Here is a 19,147-nt window from a genome sequence, read left to right on the forward strand (position 1 = left end):
AAATGCATCCTGGCTCAAAAAGACGGATGCATTCTATCATCTACGTAAAATTACACGATAATCAAGTGACGTGGAGAATGTGTAAGGACTTTATTCCCATCTTCTGTCAAAATGATGTCATCTTCAATACGAACCCCACCAATACCCTCTAAGTAGATGCCTGGCTCATTTGTAATAACAGTGTACTCTTTTAGTGGTTGTTTATTATGCATACTTGCATTTGGTGACTCATGAATATCTAAACCAATAGAATGTCCAAGTGAGTGTCCAAAGTCATCCCCATAACCATGACTAGCAATAAAATCACGTGCAATAGCATCCATTTCTTCACCAGTCATGCCAGCTTTCGCTTGCTCATTCACCAGCTGGTTTGCTTGGAAAACAACATCATAGATTTCTTTCATCTTGCTTGATGGTTCTCCAACAGCGATAGTCCTTGTGATGTCAGAAACATACCCCTTATAGTAGCAACCATAGTCCATAGTCACGATATCGCCTGCTTCAATCACTTTATCAGAGGCCACGCCATGTGGCATTGCAGAACGATAACCTGATGCAACAATTGTTTCAAAAGAAACACCACTTGCCCCTTGGCTTCTCATAAAGAAATCTAATTCATTTGCAACTTGGATTTCAGTCATACCGACTTGAATAAAGCCTAAGATATGCTCGAAAGCTGCATCTGCAATTTCACATGCTCGTTGAATTGTCGTAATTTCTTCTTGGTCTTTGGTTTGACGTAAGGCTTCAATCATTCCAGATGCTGGGATTAAGCGAGCAGAAACGATATCTTCTAACTCATCAAATTTAGCAACTGTCATATATTCTTCTTCATAACCAAGTTGACCTAGATTTTCGTTAACCACTGCGGATTGAACGAATCGCAATGGACTAGTATGCGCTGCAGATCCGCCAGCAATGATAATTTCATAGCCAGCACACTGTGCTTTCGCTTGTTCCCGATATCTAAAATCTGTGATGAAGTACGCATTATTTGCTGTAATTAATGCTGTACCACTTGTGCCAGTAAAACCAGAAATATATCTTAAATTAAATGGGTCAGTGACATAGTATGCATTAATACCTTCAGCTGCCATGCTTTCTTGCAAAGCACTTATTCTCTTTTCCAAACTTTTCACCTCATATTGACTAATCTATCTCTCTAAATAGAGTCACTTTTTATAGCCCAATTAGTATAGCATATATCAGTCTTCAATGAAACTTAGCTTTATCCATAGTGCTCTTTATCAACATTCTTGCTCACTTTTTACCCATTACCCAAAGCTACTTACTCCCGAGTTCTTTGATCATAAGGGACATTATTATATTTATATTGCCGTCCGTTTTCTACAATGAATACAGTCGTGCTAAAGACCTTATTTTTTAATTCAACTGACACATGTCCCTGGTTAAAGGTCATAGTCCAATTACCATCTGTCCATGGTATTGACGATTGAGTGGCAGCCGCAACTTCATTTACTTGATCTGAAGTTGCTGAATTAACAGCTGCTTCGTTATTTTCTATATCCTCTTGATTGCTCGATCCAACGGTAGCATCTGGCTGAATCTCTGAAACACTAGCTTGATCAGGATTATTTATGATTACACTGCTTTCATTCGGCAAAGGTTTTACATCACTTTCTTCTTTAGAATGGGATGTATCCAATTCTTTACTATCTGAAGGCTCTGACGGCTGATCCTTTGAACTTATTTGGCTAGTCACTACTTTCTCCTTCTCAGCGATCACTTTCTCCACCGCCAGGCGAGACATGATTTGTGCTTGATAGGATATTTTAATTTCTTCATTCATTTTAACTTGGCTACTGTACATATTTAAGTTAACTAAATAGATGAAGGTTAGGATCGACATATACATTAATGCGGTAAATAAGACAAAACCACTTTTCTTCATTATTATTTACCCTTCTTTACTAAAGGTAAAAGGATTTTATAATCCTTACCATCGAATAGCCTCACTTTAAACAGGAAGTTCCCATGATCTAATTCTTGGATCGTGAGACCTGTAGCGTTTGGAATTTGTGGCTCGTATCCTCCGTTTAAAGAATATCTAATCCAGGAGTTCCCATTGCTATCTTTATAGTACCGGTAAATACCGACCTTATTATTTTCTTTGAGAGAAAGGGTATCTGCAGTATATCTAACTAGTTCCGTTTGTGTATGATCTGTCAAAAATTGGTTGGAGAAGATATCAAAGTCATCGTAGGCCATTGCTTCATATCTGTTATATATATTCATCTCTGTTCCCATCACAGCCAAAAAGGTAATTTGAATTAGGGCATAGAAAAATAGTCCGTAAATCATTTCCAATAAGGTAAATCCTGATCTTGTATTAATCATATTTGACATAGTTAGATTTAACTTAGTCAGCTTTAACTTTCGCCTATTTAATTTATTCTTGAATCTTAAATTCTGTGAAATGACCATCCCGTTGATCCTCCAATTTGCCTTTTTCCAGATTGATTTCTATCCCTTCATGTATACTTGCCCCAAATTGAACAGCATTTAATTGATGAAACTGTTCACGACTTTGACTTAAGGCCCTTTCACTTCGCCTTAGGTTTTCAAGTTGCACCTGCTGGTTTATGACAAGGAGGTAGACCATAGCCCCTATTAAAGACAGTCCAATAATAGATTCGATGAACATAAACCCTTGTTTCCCCTTTTTACTATTGGAATTATGGATCAACTGGCTTTTTTTCTTCAATAACATAACGCCCTCCAGAAAATTGATAAACAATTGCATAATCCTTCGTTGGTGTTCTTAAGGTTATCGTTTGTGGCCCAACAGTTCCTGACGTAGAAAATTCAAATCTTTTATAATGTACAAACTTAGATTCTTTTGGAAACACAAACGTCGTATCTACTGGTGAAGGTCGTAATAGATCAGCTCGAAATTCCACTGTATTACCTGAAAAAGTCACAAAATGAATACCTTTCCTAACTATTGTCATTTTATGCACGTATTCAAAGTGTTGCATGACATTACGCATCATTACTTTTGATTCATAGCGGATAATAGCGTCTTTTGCATATGGGACCGCAAGTATTAATGATAATGACAGCGCAAATAAAACAAGTATCATTTCTAGAAGAGTAAATCCTGACTTCTTTTTATGTTTTTTCATCAAAATCTACTCCTCTTAAAATGGTGATGTTAATAATTCCTAAGGGGTAACAGTTCCAGCTGGAATGGCATTATATTTTTCTAATTGATCAGTGGTGATATAGCCTTCGTTTGCTAGTACTTCCGCCGTGACACTTGCTTCATCATGTTCTAGTAAATATAATTCCATCTGCGTTTCAACAGTTTCGACTAAAGCAGCGTTAGTTTTAGTTTCTACATTTTTTGTTTGCTTGGACATGTTTGGTATAATTAGCAATAACAAGGCTGCCACAATAAATAAGACGAGAACCATTTCTATAAGCGTAAAACCTTCTTTTCTACGACCCTTTTGAATGAACTTAACCAATACTTTTTTCATGATAATTCCTCCTTAGATTGTTTCTAGCATAGTTAACATTGGTAACATTAAAATTAAGTAGACCATGACCACACAGATTGCGACACTCAAAAACAAAATGGATTGGGCTATTTTTATCTGTCGATCAATCGTTTGATACAAAAGTCTTAGAACCCTCTGACTATATAACCTTGTCTTAATCGCCAATTGATTTAATAATTCCCCCTGAATAACTATCGCTGGAAATTCACGGGTGAACACACCGGCAGCTGTTAAACTATCTGCAAATGACACTCCTTGATAATATCTTTCGTCTAAGTACTCACCGAAAGCTTGTAAGAATGCAACTTCATCTTGTTTAATTAACGACTCAGTGATTTGCCGTACTGAATAACCTATTTTAAATAGTTGGCTAAATTCGTAAGCAAAAAACTGGGTGTAATATAATCTAAATAATTTTCCAACCACTGGTAATTTGACATATAACCTTGCCCTTACTAATGGGTTAGTCCGCTTCTTCCATATAAGATAGATGATGAGTATAACTAACAACAAAATTGAGAACCCTATCATTATCCAATGCAGCTTTTGCAAGAAAATCAATAAATAGCTCAGTAATCCCTGTCCCTCACCCACTGACATAGAAGCTAATTGTGGCAAAAGAAATATGCGCAAGCCAAATAACATGCCAATCATCAACACAATTAAAGCAATTGGATAAAGCATTACCCCTTTTAGCTTTTGCATCTGTTGATCACGTTCTTGAATGTACTTAGCAATCGTTTCTAGCCCTAAACCAAAATTGCCATAAGCTTCTGCCACTTGAATTTGATAAGCTACATTACCCTTAATTTTCATTTCATGTATAACTTGATAAAAATACTGACCAGCTGAGAAACCGGTCGCCATTTTGCCAAAAGTCACTTCTTGCTTAGGAAAAATAGTCTTTAAAAAAGAAAATATTTCAAGCATAGGAAACCCTTCTTGAAGCATTTCTGCGATGTATAAAAGTACAGTCGCCTGTAATTGCGGTTGCCAAGTGCTAGTAATTTCAGTTTTCGCTAATTGTTTCCAGTTGATATTCTTCCATGCTGGACTGGGTGATGTAGCCATGATCATAAGCCTCCTTTAATAGTCGATTTAGTGATTTAAAATCATTTGGATAGCTTTGATTTAAAATGAAACTACTCAGCTGGTCACCCTGTAGTAACTCAAATAAGGCTAATTTCTCAGTCGCAACAATTTCTGGATCAGGGACACGAGGCACCAACCTTTGGGCAACGACTAATAGTAAGGTCTGGACCAATTGTTCGTTTGTGATGCCTAATTCTTTTAAGCGTCCAATTACACCAAAAGTATTTTTAGCATGAACGGTAGCTAAAACTAGATGACCAGTCAGTGATGCGCGAATCACCATTTTCGCTGTTTCTTCACTTCTGATTTCGCCAATTAGAATAATATCCGGATGGTGACGCAAACTAGCGGTCAGCAAACGGTCATAAGTAATATCCGCCTTTTCATTGACTTCTGTTTGTAAGAAAGTAGGCTCTTTAATTTCAATGGGCTCTTCTATTGTAATAATTTGACTGGCTTTTTCTTGATAGGCATTCCTTAACAGTTGGTAAATGGTCGTTGTTTTCCCTGAAGAAACTGGGCCTGAAAATATTATCAAACCACTTTTGCGCTTCATATATTTGTTCAGGGTGTCATAAGCTGCTTGATTCAAGTGATTGGCTTTAAAATCACTGGTCACCTTGTCATGGAAAACACGGATGACTAATGATTCATGCATGAGATAATTAGAGATTGACGATAATCGTAATTCGATTTTGTCGTCTCCCAGGTCATAGACAATAGCACCATCTTGGGGCATACGTTTCTCACCTACATCCATATTAGCCATATACTTTAATAACCGAATCAACTGACTCCCTTTTTCAAATTCAAGGGTTTCCTGCAATATCAATTGGTATCCGTCTCTTAGAAAAATATGATACTGCTGTCCTTCTGGGAGAATGTGGATATCATCGGACCGTTTTAATATCGCCATCGAAATCATCTTGTCTATCATTTCTTTCAACCTATCACCTCCATTTATTTTCAGGTCATATAATTTATACGAAGAATTCTTATAAAATCGCTTACGAAATGAAAATAATATGCAAAAAAAAGCGCATCTCAAAATTTTGCGCACTTTTGCATGATAAGCCCCCGTTTTAATTTTGAAAATTTTCTGAAATGATATACTTTAAGTTAGGCCGCTAAATTGGCACTACAAAAAGGGAGGGAACTGCAATGGATGACATCGTAAATCGTTTATATCAAATTGAAAATACGGCTAAAGATGCGGAGAATACGGTTCAAGATCAAAAAATGAGCATTAAAAGATCATTTGACGATAAGAAACGTGATTTTTTACAAGCGGCTAATGATGCTTATGCTAAAAAAATCGAAGCAACAAGAGAATCGTTTAGTTCTGAGGACTATGAAACTTCTCATAATCTTACTGCCAAATTTTCCCGTAAAATGCAACGCATTCAAGATATTCTTGACAATGAACACGGTCTTTATGTAGACGAGTTCATGGAAAAAGTAACAAAGCTTGGAGTCGATGAAATTGGATAACTATACTGCTATAGACACAAAAATTCATGGTATGCGAAAGCATTTACTGACCAGTGAGAAAATCGAGGCTCATGGGAATATTCGTACATTAAATGAATTGTACGCATTAATCACCGAAAATCCTTCTTACCAAAAGGCAGCAGACGTTCTAAAAACTGATGTCTCTTCGCGAGAAGATATTGAATTGATGCTTAATTACGGCAATTTCTTTGAGTTTTTAAAGATATATCGATTTGCCTCTTTGCAACAACGCGCTTTCCTTAAACGATATGCAATGTTTTTTGAGGCTTGGTTTATCAAACATACCTTAAGAACCGTCGTAAATCGTGGTGAAACAACCGTCATCATGAGTCCAGTCACCCATTATCTCGATGATAATCGCGGATTCAAAACGACAGATTTGATCATGGCAACTGATGTAAAAACAGTTGTGGATGCACTTGCTGACACCATTTACGGACCTTTTTTCCAACAATATAGTAACTTATTTAGTCAAAATGACTACGAGCGCTATGAATTCGAAATTGCCTTTGACCAATTTGTCATTCAACAAATTTGGCAAGGCGGTAAAAAATATCTAACCGGTGAGTCATTAACAGGTTTTAAAAAACTATTCGGCGCCCGCTTTGATATCTTAAATATTTTTACAATTTATCGTTTGAAATTCCTCTACCAATTAAGCGATAACGAAGTCACATCTGCTTTAGTAGACGGAAAGTATCGTTTGAATGACGAGTATATCGACCGATTATTGCAAGCACCTGATATTCGAAACTTCGAGATTACGGTTGCTGAACTTGGTTATGGTGAAATTTTTGAACATCTATCGACAGATGAATCCCTACAAAAATATGAGGAAGATTTCTTAAGATCCTTACAACGTCATCTTGCGACTAGAGCACCAAAATCTATGTACGCAATTATCAATTATTTAGAGGATAGTCGTCGTGCTTTGTTGATGTTAGAAGAATTAACCGAACGAATTACATATAAAAACATCTCACCTATAGAAAGGAGTTTAAATCAATGATAACCGAAATGCGCTTAGTCAATATTACCGGTCCTCGTGACGATATTGACCGGATGGCGGATCGTTATTTGACCCACTACCCTATCCATTTAGAAAATGCGTTGAAGGAGTTGTCAGAGATTCGAACACTTCGTCCCTATACAAGTCCAAACCCTTATGAACCTTGGGAAGAACGAATTGATAACTTATTAGACTACACAAACGTTGAGCATGGTAAAGACATTCACCTGGACAAACCCATGACCTTTGATCAAGCAAAAGCTTTAGTAAACGAAGTTGAAGAAAGCTTGCAACATGAACGAGAGGCCATTGCTAAGGTGCAAGCAGCACATGATGAAGCAAACGAAAACTTATTAATGTTTAGACCCTTCCAATCAGTTGACTTCACATTAGATAAAATTTACGAAATGAACCACATTAAATTCCGTTTCGGTCGTTTCACTCGTGAAAACTACCGTAAGTTCGAAAAATATGTGGACACAATGGTACCAGCCATCTTCGTGAAGAGTGAAGAAACTGAAAAATACGTTTATGGTGTCTACTTCACACCTGATGAAGCGCGCCAACGTGTTGATGCCCTTCTATTCTCACTAGCTTGGGAGCGGATTTACCTACCTGAGGAAAGTGGTAGTTTCCGTGAAATTACACATAAATATCAGAATTTGGTAGAAGATACTGAAAGCCAGTTAATCCAATTGAAACGAAAAATGCGTGCTTTAGTTACACCAGTGGCGCCAGATTTATTAGCGGCTAAGAGTCGGTTAATGGATTTATCTCAAGCTTTTGGTGTTCGTAAATTTGCAGCAATTACCCGTGAGGAATTCGCGCAAAAAGAAACACGTTACTTATTAATCGGTTGGATGGCTCAATCTGATGCGCAAATCTTCAGCGCTGAAGTTAAAAACGATCCAAACGTGACTATGTATATCGAAGATGAAGATGACAACAGTCATTTGAATCCACCTACAAAAATGAAGAACAATTTCCTAATCCGCCCTTTTGAGCTACTAACCAAAATGTACGGCGTTCCAAACTACCGTGAAATTGATCCAACAGCGATCGTAGGTATTTCGTACTCCCTTCTTTTTGGTGCCATGTTCGGAGATGTGGGTCAGGGATTAATTCTATTCCTAGTAGGGCTTGTCGGATTCTTCAACAAGAAATTACGCCCTATCGGTATGTTAGCGCCAATTGGATTAAGTTCAACTATCTTTGGTTTCCTTTACGGATCAATCTTTGGATTTGAAGATGTTATCCATGCATTATGGCTACATCCTATGACACACATGACAGACATTCCCTTCTTCGGAAGCTTAAATACAGTATTTATCGTAGCAGTCGCCTTTGGTATGTTCATGATCCTCGCAACAATGATCGTCAACATCGTGCAACGCTTTAATGCCGGAGAAAAATGGGAAGCCATTCTTGATAAGAACGGTATTGCCGGATTCATTTTCTACTTTGTATTAGTAGCTATGTTAATCCTTTACATGTCTGGACACACAATTCCAGCAATTGGCATCTTAATCACTATCCTGGTTTTAGCATTAATCACAATTGCCTTTAAGGAAGAAATCATTCACAAGTTGGAAAACCATAAAGAGAAAAATGGTGACAACATCGTGATTAAAGCATTAACGATCTTCTTTGAGACATTTGAAACCCTATTAACTTACTTCTCTAACTCAATTTCATTCGTCCGTGTGGGTGCGTTCGCTATTTCCCATGGTGCAATGATGAGTGTGGTATTAATGTTTGCAGGTGCTGAAAATAGTGGCAACATCAACTGGTTGGTTATTATCTTAGGTAACTTGTTTGTAACTGGTTTTGAAGGATTAGTCGTGGCAATTCAAGTTTTACGTCTTGAATTTTATGAAATTTTCAGTCACTTCTATCGTGGCGATGGTATTGAATTTAAAAATATTTGGATTAAAGATTAAAGGAGAAAATAAAAATGTCAACAGAATTATTAATTAAACTAACAATGGTTGCAACTTTCGTATTGGGTTTTGTTTTACCATTTGGTTACTTCTACACAGGCAAAAAAACAAAAGATCGTTACAAAAAATCATTAACTACTAACATAGTATTTGTTGTAGCTGGTATCTTAATTGCTATCGTATTAGCTTACAACCCAGAAGTTGCTTTAGCATCAACTGGTGCTGCTGCAGAAACTGCTGGTAATGCTGCTGGTTTAGCAACAGGTCTTGGTTACATCGCTGCTGCCTTATCAACTGGTTTATCATGTGTTGGTGGTGGTATTGCCGTTGCCTCTGCTGCTTCAGCTGCCCTAGGTGCTATTTCAGAAGATGGTTCAATCTTCGGTCGTTCATTAATCTTCGTTGGTCTTGCTGAAGGGGTTGCCCTTTACGGTTTGATCATCTCATTCATGATCTTAGGTCAACTATAATGAAAGCTTACGTAATCTGCGATAACTTAGACACTTTGACTGGATTGCGATTAGTAGGTATTGAAGGTGAAATTGTAAAGCCTGCGGAATTTGAACCTGCCTTTAAACGTGCAATAGCAGATAAAGGTATTGGCATTCTTTATCTTTCGCCTTCTCTAATTGAAAGCAATCAAGACCTTGTAAATGATGTTCGCTTTAACCAAGCAACACCACTTATCACTTCAGTCTTAGGTGCAAATGAATATCAAAATGCGACCAATACCATTGCTGAAACAATTCAACATGCAATCGGTATCCAATTATAGAATGGGAGTTTTAAGCAATGGATTTAGAAGATAAATTTGCTTATTTTGAAACGCAAGTCAACCAACAAGCGCAAGATATTATTGACGAACAAGTCAATCAATACCAAGCAACTTTGCAAAAAGACTATGATGAATTTGTGAAAAATACAAATCAAGAGTTTGATGCAAAATTTGTCAACGCCAAAAAAAATATGCGTAAAGAGTTGAATAAAAACATTTCTCAAAGTCAAATTCACTTACAACGTGACTTGTACTTACAAGAAGAAAAGTTGAAAAAATCTCTATTCGCTGAATTCAACAGTGCGATTCAAAATTACATGCAAACAGATGAATACCGCAACCAATTAGTTGTGATGATTAATAACTTAAAAGACTATGCAGAAAAAAATCGTGAAGAGTTGGTTGTTTACATCAACCATTCAGATCAAGGTATGATTGAAACTTTATTAGAAGAAACAAATGCAAATATTCAAATTTCAGACCGTGAGTTTTTAGGTGGCGTCCGTGGTGTCTTGAAAGACCGTCAAGTGTTGATTGATTACTCTTTCTCTACCCTATTAGCAAACGTTGAAGATAGCTTTACTATCAAGGAGGTTGATGACTAGAATGGCAAACGAAAATTTAATTTATTCAATTTCGGGTCCAATCGTTAAAATCGCTGGTCCAACCGACTTATCTATGCAAGAGATGGTCCACGTTGGTGAAGACAAATTAGTTGGGGAAGTTATTTCCATCAATGAAAAAGAAACCACTATCCAAGTGTACGAAGAAACTGCGGGTATCCGTCCAGGAGAACGCGTTTACGGTACAACAATGCCGATTAAAGTACAGTTAGGCCCTGGTTTAATCAATAATATCTATGATGGTATTGAACGTCCTTTAGTTGAAATTGAAAAACAATCCGGATACATGATCAAACGTGGTGTTCAAGTAGATTCACTTGATAAATCAACCTTATGGCATGTGAAACCAGTTGTTAAAGTCGGTGATCAAGTTTCTGGTGGTGCAATTATCGCCGAAATCCCAGAATCAAATGCCGTTACCCATAAAGTATTGGTACCTCCTACAACTGTTGGTGAAGTCATAGAAGTCGTTGCTGAAGGTGACTATACAATCGAGGATATCTTGGTTAAAGTACGCCGATTCAACGGTGACATTGATGAAATCAAAGCTTATCAAGAATGGCCAATCCGTCAAGCACGTCCTGTTGCTTCTCGATTCGAGTCAACTACACCACTTGTAACTGGTCAACGGATTATTGACTCAGTCTTTCCTATCGCTAAAGGTGGTACTGCTGCAATTCCGGGTGGTTTCGGTACTGGTAAAACGACTATGCAACATCAGATTGCAAAGTATGCAGATGCGGATGTAATTGTTTATATTGGTTGTGGGGAACGTGGTAATGAAATGACAGAAGTACTTGAAGACTTCTCTAAATTAATTGACCCTCGTTCAAATGCACCTTTGATGGAACGTACAGTTTTAATTGCCAACACTTCTAACATGCCGGTAGCAGCCCGTGAAGCCTCTATTTATACAGGTTTAACAATCGCTGAATATTACCGTGATATGGGTTATGACGTAGCAATCATGGCCGATTCAACTTCTCGTTGGGCCGAAGCTTTACGTGAGTTATCTGGTCGTCTTGAAGAAATGCCCGCTGAAGAAGGTTTCCCTGCATACTTAGCTAGTCGTATTGCTACTTTTTATGAGCGTGCAGGTTACATGCGTAACTTAAACCAATCAGAAGGTTCAGTATCGATTATCGGTGCTGTGTCTCCTCAAGGTGGGGACTTCTCTGAGCCAGTTACCCAAAATACTAAACGTTTTGTACGTTGTTTCTGGGGGCTAGATTCAGAACTTGCCCATAAACGTCACTACCCTGCCATCAACTGGATGAATTCTTATAGTCAGTACGTGGATGATTTAGGTGCTTGGTATACTGCCAACGTTTCTGAAAAATTCCTAGCTAACCGTGCTGAAATGATGGCTCTTTTACATGAAGAAGATCAATTAATGGAAGTTGTAAAACTAATCGGTTCTGATGTCCTACCTGACCACCAAAAATTAGTCTTACAAACTGCCCGTGTCTTCCGTGAAGGTTTCTTACAACAAAACACCTTCCATAAGGTAGACTCTGCGGTTCCTATAGCTAAACAAGAAAAAATGATGGAAGTTATTTTATACTTACATCACCGTGCGAAGTCATTGATCCAATGGGGTATGCCGATGTCATATCTAAATAAATCAAACATTTTCACTGATGTAATCAACATGAAGTATACAACCTCAAATGATAACTTAGCTGATTTCGATCACTACTTTGAGGATATCGATACATTCTATGAAAATGCTATGCAAGAGAATGGTTAAGGGGGAATAATAATGGCAATAGAATATTTAGGATTAAATTCCATTAATGGCCCTCTAGTAGTTGTAGACGGTGTTAGAGGCGCTGCATATAACGATATCGTACGCTTTCGCGTAAATGGTAATGAAGAAAAATTAGGTCAAATTATTACAATGGAAGGCGAAAAAGCCATCATTCAAGTATTTGACTCAACTACTTCTATGTCTCTAGACAATACACATACACAATTTACTGGCCACGGTTTAGAAATCGAACTTGCACCTGAAATTCAAGGGCGTGTCTTTGATGGAATTGGTCGACCAATTGATAATTTAGGACCAATCCATTCTGACATTAAGCGTGATGTTAATGGTGCACCACTGAACCCTGTATCTCGTGTTTACCCACGTGACTATATTGAAACTGGATTCTCAGCCATTGACGGATTAATGACGTTAATTCGTGGTCAAAAATTACCTATCTTCTCTGGTGATGGTATGAGTCATAACCAAGTAGCCGCTCAAATCGTTAAACAAGCTAAATTGGGTGAAGATTCTGACGAAGAATTCGCTGTTGTATTTGCTGCTATGGGTGTAAAACATGATATTGCTGACTATTTCCGTCGTTCATTTGAAGAGTCTGGTGCAATGGACCATGTAACGATGTTTGTAAACTCAGCTGATGATCCCGTTATGGAACGTCTAATCACACCTCGTGTGGCCTTAACTACAGCTGAATACTTGGCTTATGATTTAGGTAAACATGTGTTAGTTATCTTAACGGATATGACTTCTTTTGCTGAGGCCTTACGTGAAGTATCGTCAGCAAAACAAGAAATCCCTTCTCGTAAAGGTTACCCAGGTTACCTTTACTCTGAATTGGCGACTATTTATGAACGTGCGGGTATCGTTAAAGGTAAACCAGGTTCAGTAACGCAAATTCCAATTCTAACCATGCCTAATGATGATATTACCCACCCTATCCCTGACCTTACCGGATATATTACTGAAGGCCAAATCGTACTTGACCGTGTAATTGAGGGTAAAAATGTTTATCCACCAGTTGGGATTTTACCATCACTTTCTCGTTTGATGAAAGATGGTATCGGTGAAGGTTATACTCGTGAAGACCATTCTGACGTTGCTAACCAATTGTTCGCTTCTTATTCTGGTGCTAATGAAGCTAAGTCTTTAGCTTCTGTTATCGGTGAAGAAGAATTATCAGATGTTGATAAACTTTACCTAAAATTTGGTGAATTATTTGAACAAAAATTTGTTGGTCAAGGTCAAGATGAGACCAGAACTATTCAAGAAACATTGGACTTAGGATGGAAATTATTGGGTATTTTCCCACGTGAAGAATTAACACGTATGGATACTGAAATCCTTGATAAATACTACAAAGATACAGCTGATGAGGTATTAAACCAACAAACAACTGACAAGCCCCTAGTTTAAGGTGGTGAGAATTAATGGATATTAATAACACCCCTACTAAGGGGAACCTAATGCAAATTCAAAAGACATTAGATCTTTCACGTAGCGGTTACCTATTGATGGATCGTAAACGGATTATCTTAATGAATGAGTTGATTGAATTGCTGAATAAGGCTTCTGGTTTACAGGATGACCTTAAAAAAGCTTATGAATTGGCTTATCATAAACTGTCAATTGCTGCATATGAAAATGGTATTTTAAGTGTAAATGATGCATCAACTAACGTAGATGTTGAAGACGATATCCAATTAAAAGTACGTAGTGTCATGGGTTCAGAGGTGCCAGAAATTAATTACAAACCTCGACCTATGAAGCCCGCCTACTCATTCTATGACAATACAGTGGCTATTGATGAAGCAAGGATTGCCTTTCGTCGGGTAAAAGAATTGCTGATTCAAATCGCTGAAGTTGAGAATGCGGCTTATCGTTTAGCGAACAACATGCAGAAAACACAAAAACGTGTAAATGCCCTTCAAAACGTGACCATTCCACAATTGGAAGGTGCGCAAAAATCTATTTCTTCTGCGCTTGAAGAGAAAGAACGTGAAGAATTTACCCGTCTTAAAGTGGTTAAACGCATCTTAAATAGCAAAGAGTAAAGATAAAGACGACCTATGTAAACTGGTTTCGCGCCAGTATACATAGGCCGTCTTTTTGATTATATAAAAAGTGTTGGTGGAAGTTCCTTCGAACTTCTACCAACACTATTTGTATTGAATAACTTTATTCAGCTAATTCTGTATTGTAATGTACATTTTGTACATCATCGTCGTCTTCTAATAAGTCGATCAAGTTTTCAAGTTGGCTGGCTTTATCTTCAGGTAGTTCTAACATTGTTTTAGCTACCATTGTGATTTCAGCTTGTGCTAATTTGAATCCTTGCGCTTCTAAGGCGTCACGAACATCAGTGAAGTCAGAAGCTTCTGTAGAAATTTCAAATACTTCATCTGAAGTTGTCATGTCTTCCCCACCAGCTTCGATTACGTTCATTAACATTTCATCTTCGTCAAGGTCTAAACCTTCACGCTCAATCACGATGTAACCTTGACGGTCAAACATGTAAGCAACTGAACCTGATTCACCTAATGAACCACCATTTTTGTTAAAGATAGTACGTATATTGGTTAAAGTACGGTTGGTATTATCAGTTAAGGTTTCAACTAAAATGGCAATACCGCCTGGTCCATAACCTTCGTAAGTGATTTCATCGTAATCTTCACCAGCGTTGTTACTTGAACCTTTTTCAATCGCACGGTTTACATTGTCGTTAGGCATGTTCGCTGCTTTTGCTTTATCCATAACCAAACGTAAAGATGGGTTTGATTCTGGATCAGGTCCACCCGCTTTCGTTGCTACATAAATTTCACGAGAAAGTTTTTGGAATACTTTCGCTCGTTTAGCATCGGTTGCACCTTTTTTGTTTTTGATTTTACTCCATTTATTATGTCCAGACACGACATATACCCTCTTTCCTGTAATTTTTCACTAGGTTATTATATCAAAGTATTGACATCATAGCAATGAAGCCTATTTATTAGGCACCATTACTTCCACATGTGATGGTAAGACTTCGATATCAATTGGTAACGCTGGACCAACCTCACCGTCAATATTCACTTTCACTTCGTCCGCGTCTTCATTAACAACCGAGATAGACACTTTTTTTACGTTATACGTAATCATGTTATTGGCTTCAGAGATATACCCGCCGTTTAATTCTTGTAGCATGCCTGGTAATTCAGCTAATAAGTTTTCATCTTTTAAAGTCATGATATGTAATAAGCCGTCATCTGGTGTTGCACCAGCAATCATGTTTTCAAATGAACCTACACTGTTTGTTAAGGCAATCACTAATACTTTTGTTGAGATTTCAATCTCTTCATCGTCGTCTAAGACTAATTTGTAGGTGTACTGGTTATCGTTTAATACAGCACGCATTGAATCACGCACATAGGCGAAGAAACCAAATTTTGATTTTTCTTCACTTGAGGTTTCCATTACTGCTGTTGGAATTGATCCAATAGCGGCCACATTACAGAAGTATAGGTCGTTTATTTTAGCGATATCAATTTTTCGCGTTTTAAAATTAGCCAGGTCTTCAGCTGCTTTTTGAGGTTCTAGACTAATTCCTAAGGCACGTGCTAAATCATTGGCTGTCCCAAGTGGAATGAAGCCAAATTTAATGGTTGAATCTGCTTCAGCGATTCCTGAAATCCCTTCGTTAACAGTACCATCACCACCAACGACGACAACAGCTTCGCAGCCTTCATCACTAGCTTCTCGAGCCCAGTCTTTGGCGTCGCCTTCTCCTTCAGTGAATCTTGTTTCAACGTCATCAAATGAAGCAGACAAGGCTTTTTCTAAGTCACTTTGAATCTCTTTACCCGCACCTTTTCCTGATGAGGGGTTAATAATCAACATTACTTTAGACATTTTCTCTACCTCCATGTGCTTTGTATTACCTTTATTTTACTAGACCCTTGCTTATTTAGCTATATTTAGCCCTAGATTATTTTGAAAACGAAGGAAAGCGAGCTAAGTTAATTTTACATTCATTTTACAGAGGGGGAATTCACATAGCATGTATACAATTGTTTTGATATAATTAAGAGCAAATCAAGCTATTTTTACAATAAAATATGTTATAGAAAAGTGTGTGTATAGTGAAGAAAAACAATGAAGAAAAGAAAAAAATTGGGAATGGGCTATCTAAAACTGAAAAAGTGATGTTCTATGTGAATGTGGCTTTTAAATCCTTGGCTAAAATATTCCTAGTCTTATTGCTTATCCTATTTCTTGGTGGGTCATTGGGGCTTGGTTTAGGATCAGGCTATTTCATTGGTTTGGTAGAAGATATGCCAATCCCAACTGAAGAGGAACTTGCTAATGCGGTGGAGAATGCCGGTGAGATTTCTACCATGACTTATAGTGATGATACAGAAATTTCTAGTATTCGTGCTGACTTGGTTCGTGAAAATACTGAACTGAAAAATGTGAGTCCGTATATCATTAATGGTTTAGTGGCTACGGAAGATGAAAACTTCTTCGAACATGGTGGTGTCGTACCGTCAGCCATTATCCGGGCAGGTGCTTCAACCTTCCTTGGTGTAGGTGGGACTTCCGGTGGTTCAACTATTACCCAACAGTTGATCAAACAAAAACTATTAACCAATGAAGTGTCTTTTGAACGTAAGGCGAAGGAAATTTTGCTAGCGATGCGGTTAGAAAACCACTATTCAAAAGAGCAGATTCTGCAAGGTTACTTGAATGAATCACCATACGGACGTAATAATAAAGGGGAAAATATTGCAGGGATTGAAACAGCAGCCCAAGGGATTTTCGGTGTATCAGCGAGTGAAGTCACTTTAGCACAAGCAGCCTTTTTAGTGGGTATTCCGCAAAATCCATATACTTATACCCCCTTCTTGCAATCTGGTGAATTAAAAGATGCAGAATATTTAGAAGATGGGATTACCCGTTCGCATGAAGTCTTACAAAGAATGCGGTTAACCAACTATATTACTGAAGAAGAGTATCAAGAAGCCATTAATTACGATATTACCCAAGACTTCCTAAGTACTGGAACCAGCGAAGAAGTACCAGATGAACGTAATTCATACATCTATCAAGCGGTTGAACTTGAAACTATTGATATCTTGATGGCACAAAAAGTAGCGGCTGATGGACTGACTATGGCTGATGTTAACGCGAATGATCAGTTATACAACCAATATTATGCTGAGGCTGAAAGTCAAATGCGTAACGGTGGTTTAACCATTAAAGCGACAGTCGATCCCGATATTTACGAAACAATGAACTCAACCGTTCAAGAATTTTCTGCTTCATTTGGTACCACCTATTATTCAGAATCAACAGATGAAAATGGTGACCCGATTGAAGTCGTAGAACCTGTTCAAAATGGAACAGTTTTATTAGATAACGACACTGGCCAAGTCCTTGGATTTGTAGGTGGGATTGACTTTGATACCACTCAAGTTGACCACGCTTTTAGTTCTCGTCGTTCACCTGGTTCATCATTTAAACCTATCTTGACTTATGGTCCGGCCTTGCAGGAGCAAATTGCTGGTGCAAATACGATGCTAGCGGATACTTATACTCGTATCGTTCAACCAGATGGGTCCATTTATGAGCCAACCAACTTTGGGACTACCATTTCAAATGACTTTGTAACCGCCCGCTATGCCCTGTCAACTTCTATGAATAATCCGACCTTGGCCTTATATAATGAATTATTAAACCAGGGCGTCGACATTCAATCTTATGCATATAAGATGGGCTTACAGGATGCGATTTCAACTGATGAATTCAGTAACTTAGCCCTATCACTTGGTGGAACTACTAATGGTCCAACTGTATTAGAAAACGCAGCAGCCTTTGCGACCTTTGCAAATGGTGGTGTTTACGTTGAACCTTACCTAATCGAAACTATTACAGATTCCAATGGTAATGTGGTTTACCAGCATCAAACGCAAAAAGAACGTGTCTTTGATGAAGATGTAGCCTATGTAATTGCTGATATCTTAAAAGACGCGACAACTACTGGTGCTATGGCCTCTTATAATTCGCAAATGGATAGTGATTTAGACTGGTTTCTGAAGACTGGTACTTCAGAAGAATTTAGGGATTTATGGGCCAACGGTTCAACACCAAACGTTACTCTTACTTCTTGGATTGGTTATGATAACATCACGCAAACTCGCGACCTATATAGTCAAGTTGAAAATGCGGTATACGGTACGCCAGCTCAACGTTCATTAAGTTACTGGACAACCTTAGGTAACCGACTAAACTACTACTACCCGAATACAATGGGATCTGGTGAAGTCTTAGAAGAACCTGAAGGTGTTCACGAGGAAACAGTTGTGACGGAAACAGGTACGACATCTGGTACCTTTGAAGGGCCATATGATACAAGCTATACAATTTCTTCATCAGCAGCAACCAACACTGAATTGTTTACCGCTGCGATGGATCCAGAACAACCAAGCTTTACCTTTGGTATAGGTGGTTCGATGGATGACTACATGAACAAACTTGAAAGCTTCCGTTCTAAGACAAATGCTACTGTAAATGCTAAAGTTCAAGAAGTATTAGAATCCTTTAAATTGCGTAGTGCAGAAAATGAACAACGTCGTCAAGAAATTGAAGAAGATAATATTCAACAAGATGGTTAGAAAAATAAAAAAGATGTGCTAGGAAACAACTCTGTCTCCTAACAATGGAACCCTTCAACTCATTCTAAATTAGAAAGAGTTGAAGGGTTTTTATCCGTCTAAAAAAGTATTGATATGGTTTTATCTGAATAAATTTCAGAAACGCCAGAAGGTATTATAAAAATCATTTATCATTTGGGTGAAGAACTGATAGAAGTTGAAGCTACAATCAAAGAAGAAAAGACGATTCCTAAAGCGCATCTTGTTCACGAACG

General features: G+C 37.9%; 20 protein-coding genes. 10 read left to right on the plus strand and 10 right to left on the minus strand.

Annotation, left to right across the window (positions count from 1 at the left end; all coding sequences use genetic code 11):
• Positions 1-50: 50 nt before the first annotated feature.
• The 8 genes from ACUW85_RS00960 to comGA all read right to left on the minus strand — a co-directional run bounded on the left by ACUW85_RS00960 (position 51) and on the right by comGA (position 5,553).
• On the minus strand, positions 51-1,130 hold the full coding sequence (locus ACUW85_RS00960) for a M24 family metallopeptidase (protein ID WP_107069892.1): 1,080 nt from the start codon (positions 1,128-1,130) through the stop codon (positions 51-53).
• Between the two features lie 158 nt (positions 1,131-1,288).
• Positions 1,289-1,912, minus strand: coding sequence for a hypothetical protein (locus ACUW85_RS00965; protein ID WP_048727544.1), 624 nt, complete (start codon positions 1,910-1,912; stop codon positions 1,289-1,291).
• A 2-nt stretch (positions 1,913-1,914) separates the two neighbouring features.
• Complete coding sequence (locus ACUW85_RS00970) at positions 1,915-2,322, minus strand: hypothetical protein (protein WP_259345328.1); 408 nt, start codon at positions 2,320-2,322, stop codon at positions 1,915-1,917.
• Between the two features lie 88 nt (positions 2,323-2,410).
• A complete protein-coding gene (locus tag ACUW85_RS00975; RefSeq protein ID WP_048727550.1) occupies positions 2,411-2,731 on the minus strand; it encodes a hypothetical protein in 321 nt (106 codons plus the stop codon).
• Positions 2,697-3,146: a prepilin-type N-terminal cleavage/methylation domain-containing protein gene (locus ACUW85_RS00980; RefSeq protein ID WP_048727553.1), complete on the minus strand. Its 450-nt coding sequence runs from the start codon at positions 3,144-3,146 to the stop codon at positions 2,697-2,699. The genes ACUW85_RS00975 and ACUW85_RS00980 overlap by 35 nt, the downstream gene beginning before the upstream one ends.
• 39 nt (positions 3,147-3,185) lie before the next feature.
• Entirely contained in the window at positions 3,186-3,503 is a 318-nt protein-coding gene (gene comGC, locus ACUW85_RS00985; RefSeq protein ID WP_034258210.1) for a competence type IV pilus major pilin ComGC, read from the minus strand.
• A gap of 12 nt (positions 3,504-3,515) precedes the next feature.
• A complete protein-coding gene (comGB, locus tag ACUW85_RS00990; protein ID WP_182022966.1) occupies positions 3,516-4,595 on the minus strand; it encodes a competence type IV pilus assembly protein ComGB in 1,080 nt (359 codons plus the stop codon).
• Positions 4,534-5,553, minus strand: coding sequence for a competence type IV pilus ATPase ComGA (gene comGA, locus ACUW85_RS00995; RefSeq protein WP_259345327.1), 1,020 nt, complete (start codon positions 5,551-5,553; stop codon positions 4,534-4,536). The genes comGB and comGA overlap by 62 nt, the downstream gene beginning before the upstream one ends.
• 224 nt (positions 5,554-5,777) lie before the next feature.
• On the opposite strand from comGA, the gene ACUW85_RS01000 reads away from it, so the two are divergent.
• The 9 genes from ACUW85_RS01000 to ACUW85_RS01040 are packed head-to-tail and all read left to right on the plus strand — an operon-like array spanning position 5,778 to position 14,297.
• Positions 5,778-6,107 (plus strand): hypothetical protein, encoded by a 330-nt coding sequence (locus ACUW85_RS01000; protein ID WP_026466164.1) that lies wholly within the window; start codon positions 5,778-5,780, stop codon positions 6,105-6,107.
• Positions 6,094-7,137 (plus strand): V-type ATPase subunit, encoded by a 1,044-nt coding sequence (locus ACUW85_RS01005; protein WP_182022964.1) that lies wholly within the window; start codon positions 6,094-6,096, stop codon positions 7,135-7,137. The genes ACUW85_RS01000 and ACUW85_RS01005 overlap by 14 nt, the downstream gene beginning before the upstream one ends.
• Positions 7,134-9,077 (plus strand): V-type ATP synthase subunit I, encoded by a 1,944-nt coding sequence (locus ACUW85_RS01010; RefSeq protein ID WP_182022963.1) that lies wholly within the window; start codon positions 7,134-7,136, stop codon positions 9,075-9,077. The genes ACUW85_RS01005 and ACUW85_RS01010 overlap by 4 nt, the downstream gene beginning before the upstream one ends.
• A 14-nt stretch (positions 9,078-9,091) precedes the next feature.
• Positions 9,092-9,547, plus strand: a complete 456-nt coding sequence (locus tag ACUW85_RS01015) for an ATP synthase subunit C (protein WP_182022962.1) — start codon at positions 9,092-9,094, stop codon at positions 9,545-9,547.
• Positions 9,547-9,852 (plus strand): V-type ATP synthase subunit F, encoded by a 306-nt coding sequence (locus tag ACUW85_RS01020; protein ID WP_003142406.1) that lies wholly within the window; start codon positions 9,547-9,549, stop codon positions 9,850-9,852. Before ACUW85_RS01015 ends, ACUW85_RS01020 begins: the two co-directional genes overlap by 1 nt.
• 17 nt (positions 9,853-9,869) lie before the next feature.
• A complete protein-coding gene (locus ACUW85_RS01025) occupies positions 9,870-10,457 on the plus strand; it encodes a V-type ATP synthase subunit E (RefSeq protein WP_182022961.1) in 588 nt (195 codons plus the stop codon).
• A 1-nt stretch (position 10,458) separates the two neighbouring features.
• Complete coding sequence (locus ACUW85_RS01030) at positions 10,459-12,225, plus strand: V-type ATP synthase subunit A (protein ID WP_182022960.1); 1,767 nt, start codon at positions 10,459-10,461, stop codon at positions 12,223-12,225.
• Between the two features lie 12 nt (positions 12,226-12,237).
• Positions 12,238-13,659: a V-type ATP synthase subunit B gene (locus tag ACUW85_RS01035; RefSeq protein ID WP_059134069.1), complete on the plus strand. Its 1,422-nt coding sequence runs from the start codon at positions 12,238-12,240 to the stop codon at positions 13,657-13,659.
• Positions 13,660-13,673: 14 nt separating this feature from the next.
• On the plus strand, positions 13,674-14,297 hold the full coding sequence (locus ACUW85_RS01040) for a V-type ATP synthase subunit D (RefSeq protein WP_016897002.1): 624 nt from the start codon (positions 13,674-13,676) through the stop codon (positions 14,295-14,297).
• A gap of 124 nt (positions 14,298-14,421) precedes the next feature.
• Here the strand turns inward: ACUW85_RS01040 and ACUW85_RS01045 are convergent, their stop codons facing one another.
• Positions 14,422-15,153 carry a YebC/PmpR family DNA-binding transcriptional regulator gene (locus ACUW85_RS01045; protein ID WP_059134071.1) on the minus strand — a complete coding sequence of 244 codons (732 nt, stop codon included), beginning with the start codon at positions 15,151-15,153 and terminating at the stop codon, positions 14,422-14,424.
• A 72-nt stretch (positions 15,154-15,225) separates the two neighbouring features.
• On the minus strand, positions 15,226-16,131 hold the full coding sequence (locus ACUW85_RS01050) for a diacylglycerol/lipid kinase family protein (RefSeq protein ID WP_069285504.1): 906 nt from the start codon (positions 16,129-16,131) through the stop codon (positions 15,226-15,228).
• Positions 16,132-16,361: 230 nt separating this feature from the next.
• On the opposite strand from ACUW85_RS01050, the gene ACUW85_RS01055 reads away from it, so the two are divergent.
• Positions 16,362-18,893: a transglycosylase domain-containing protein gene (locus ACUW85_RS01055; RefSeq protein ID WP_182022959.1), complete on the plus strand. Its 2,532-nt coding sequence runs from the start codon at positions 16,362-16,364 to the stop codon at positions 18,891-18,893.
• Positions 18,894-19,147 lie beyond the last annotated feature (254 nt).

Source organism: Aerococcus sp. 150760013-2 (assembly GCF_053627715.1).

What these genes read in the sequence shown, in the direction of transcription:
- ACUW85_RS00965 (WP_048727544.1), bottom strand. Translation starts at nt 1,912, where the DNA reads ATGAAGAAAAGTGGTTTTGTCTTATTTACCGCATTAATGTATATGTCG.
- ACUW85_RS00970 (WP_259345328.1), bottom strand. Translation starts at nt 2,322, where the DNA reads ATGATTTACGGACTATTTTTCTATGCCCTAATTCAAATTACCTTTTTG.
- ACUW85_RS00975 (WP_048727550.1), bottom strand. Translation starts at nt 2,731, where the DNA reads ATGTTATTGAAGAAAAAAAGCCAGTTGATCCATAATTCCAATAGTAAA.
- ACUW85_RS00980 (WP_048727553.1), bottom strand. Translation starts at nt 3,146, where the DNA reads ATGAAAAAACATAAAAAGAAGTCAGGATTTACTCTTCTAGAAATGATA.
- comGC (WP_034258210.1), bottom strand. Translation starts at nt 3,503, where the DNA reads ATGAAAAAAGTATTGGTTAAGTTCATTCAAAAGGGTCGTAGAAAAGAA.
- comGB (WP_182022966.1), bottom strand. Translation starts at nt 4,595, where the DNA reads ATGGCTACATCACCCAGTCCAGCATGGAAGAATATCAACTGGAAACAA.
- comGA (WP_259345327.1), bottom strand. Translation starts at nt 5,553, where the DNA reads ATGATAGACAAGATGATTTCGATGGCGATATTAAAACGGTCCGATGAT.
- ACUW85_RS01000 (WP_026466164.1), top strand. Translation starts at nt 5,778, where the DNA reads ATGGATGACATCGTAAATCGTTTATATCAAATTGAAAATACGGCTAAA.
- ACUW85_RS01005 (WP_182022964.1), top strand. Translation starts at nt 6,094, where the DNA reads ATGAAATTGGATAACTATACTGCTATAGACACAAAAATTCATGGTATG.
- ACUW85_RS01010 (WP_182022963.1), top strand. Translation starts at nt 7,134, where the DNA reads ATGATAACCGAAATGCGCTTAGTCAATATTACCGGTCCTCGTGACGAT.
- ACUW85_RS01015 (WP_182022962.1), top strand. Translation starts at nt 9,092, where the DNA reads ATGTCAACAGAATTATTAATTAAACTAACAATGGTTGCAACTTTCGTA.
- ACUW85_RS01020 (WP_003142406.1), top strand. Translation starts at nt 9,547, where the DNA reads ATGAAAGCTTACGTAATCTGCGATAACTTAGACACTTTGACTGGATTG.
- ACUW85_RS01025 (WP_182022961.1), top strand. Translation starts at nt 9,870, where the DNA reads ATGGATTTAGAAGATAAATTTGCTTATTTTGAAACGCAAGTCAACCAA.
- ACUW85_RS01030 (WP_182022960.1), top strand. Translation starts at nt 10,459, where the DNA reads ATGGCAAACGAAAATTTAATTTATTCAATTTCGGGTCCAATCGTTAAA.
- ACUW85_RS01035 (WP_059134069.1), top strand. Translation starts at nt 12,238, where the DNA reads ATGGCAATAGAATATTTAGGATTAAATTCCATTAATGGCCCTCTAGTA.
- ACUW85_RS01040 (WP_016897002.1), top strand. Translation starts at nt 13,674, where the DNA reads ATGGATATTAATAACACCCCTACTAAGGGGAACCTAATGCAAATTCAA.
- ACUW85_RS01050 (WP_069285504.1), bottom strand. Translation starts at nt 16,131, where the DNA reads ATGTCTAAAGTAATGTTGATTATTAACCCCTCATCAGGAAAAGGTGCG.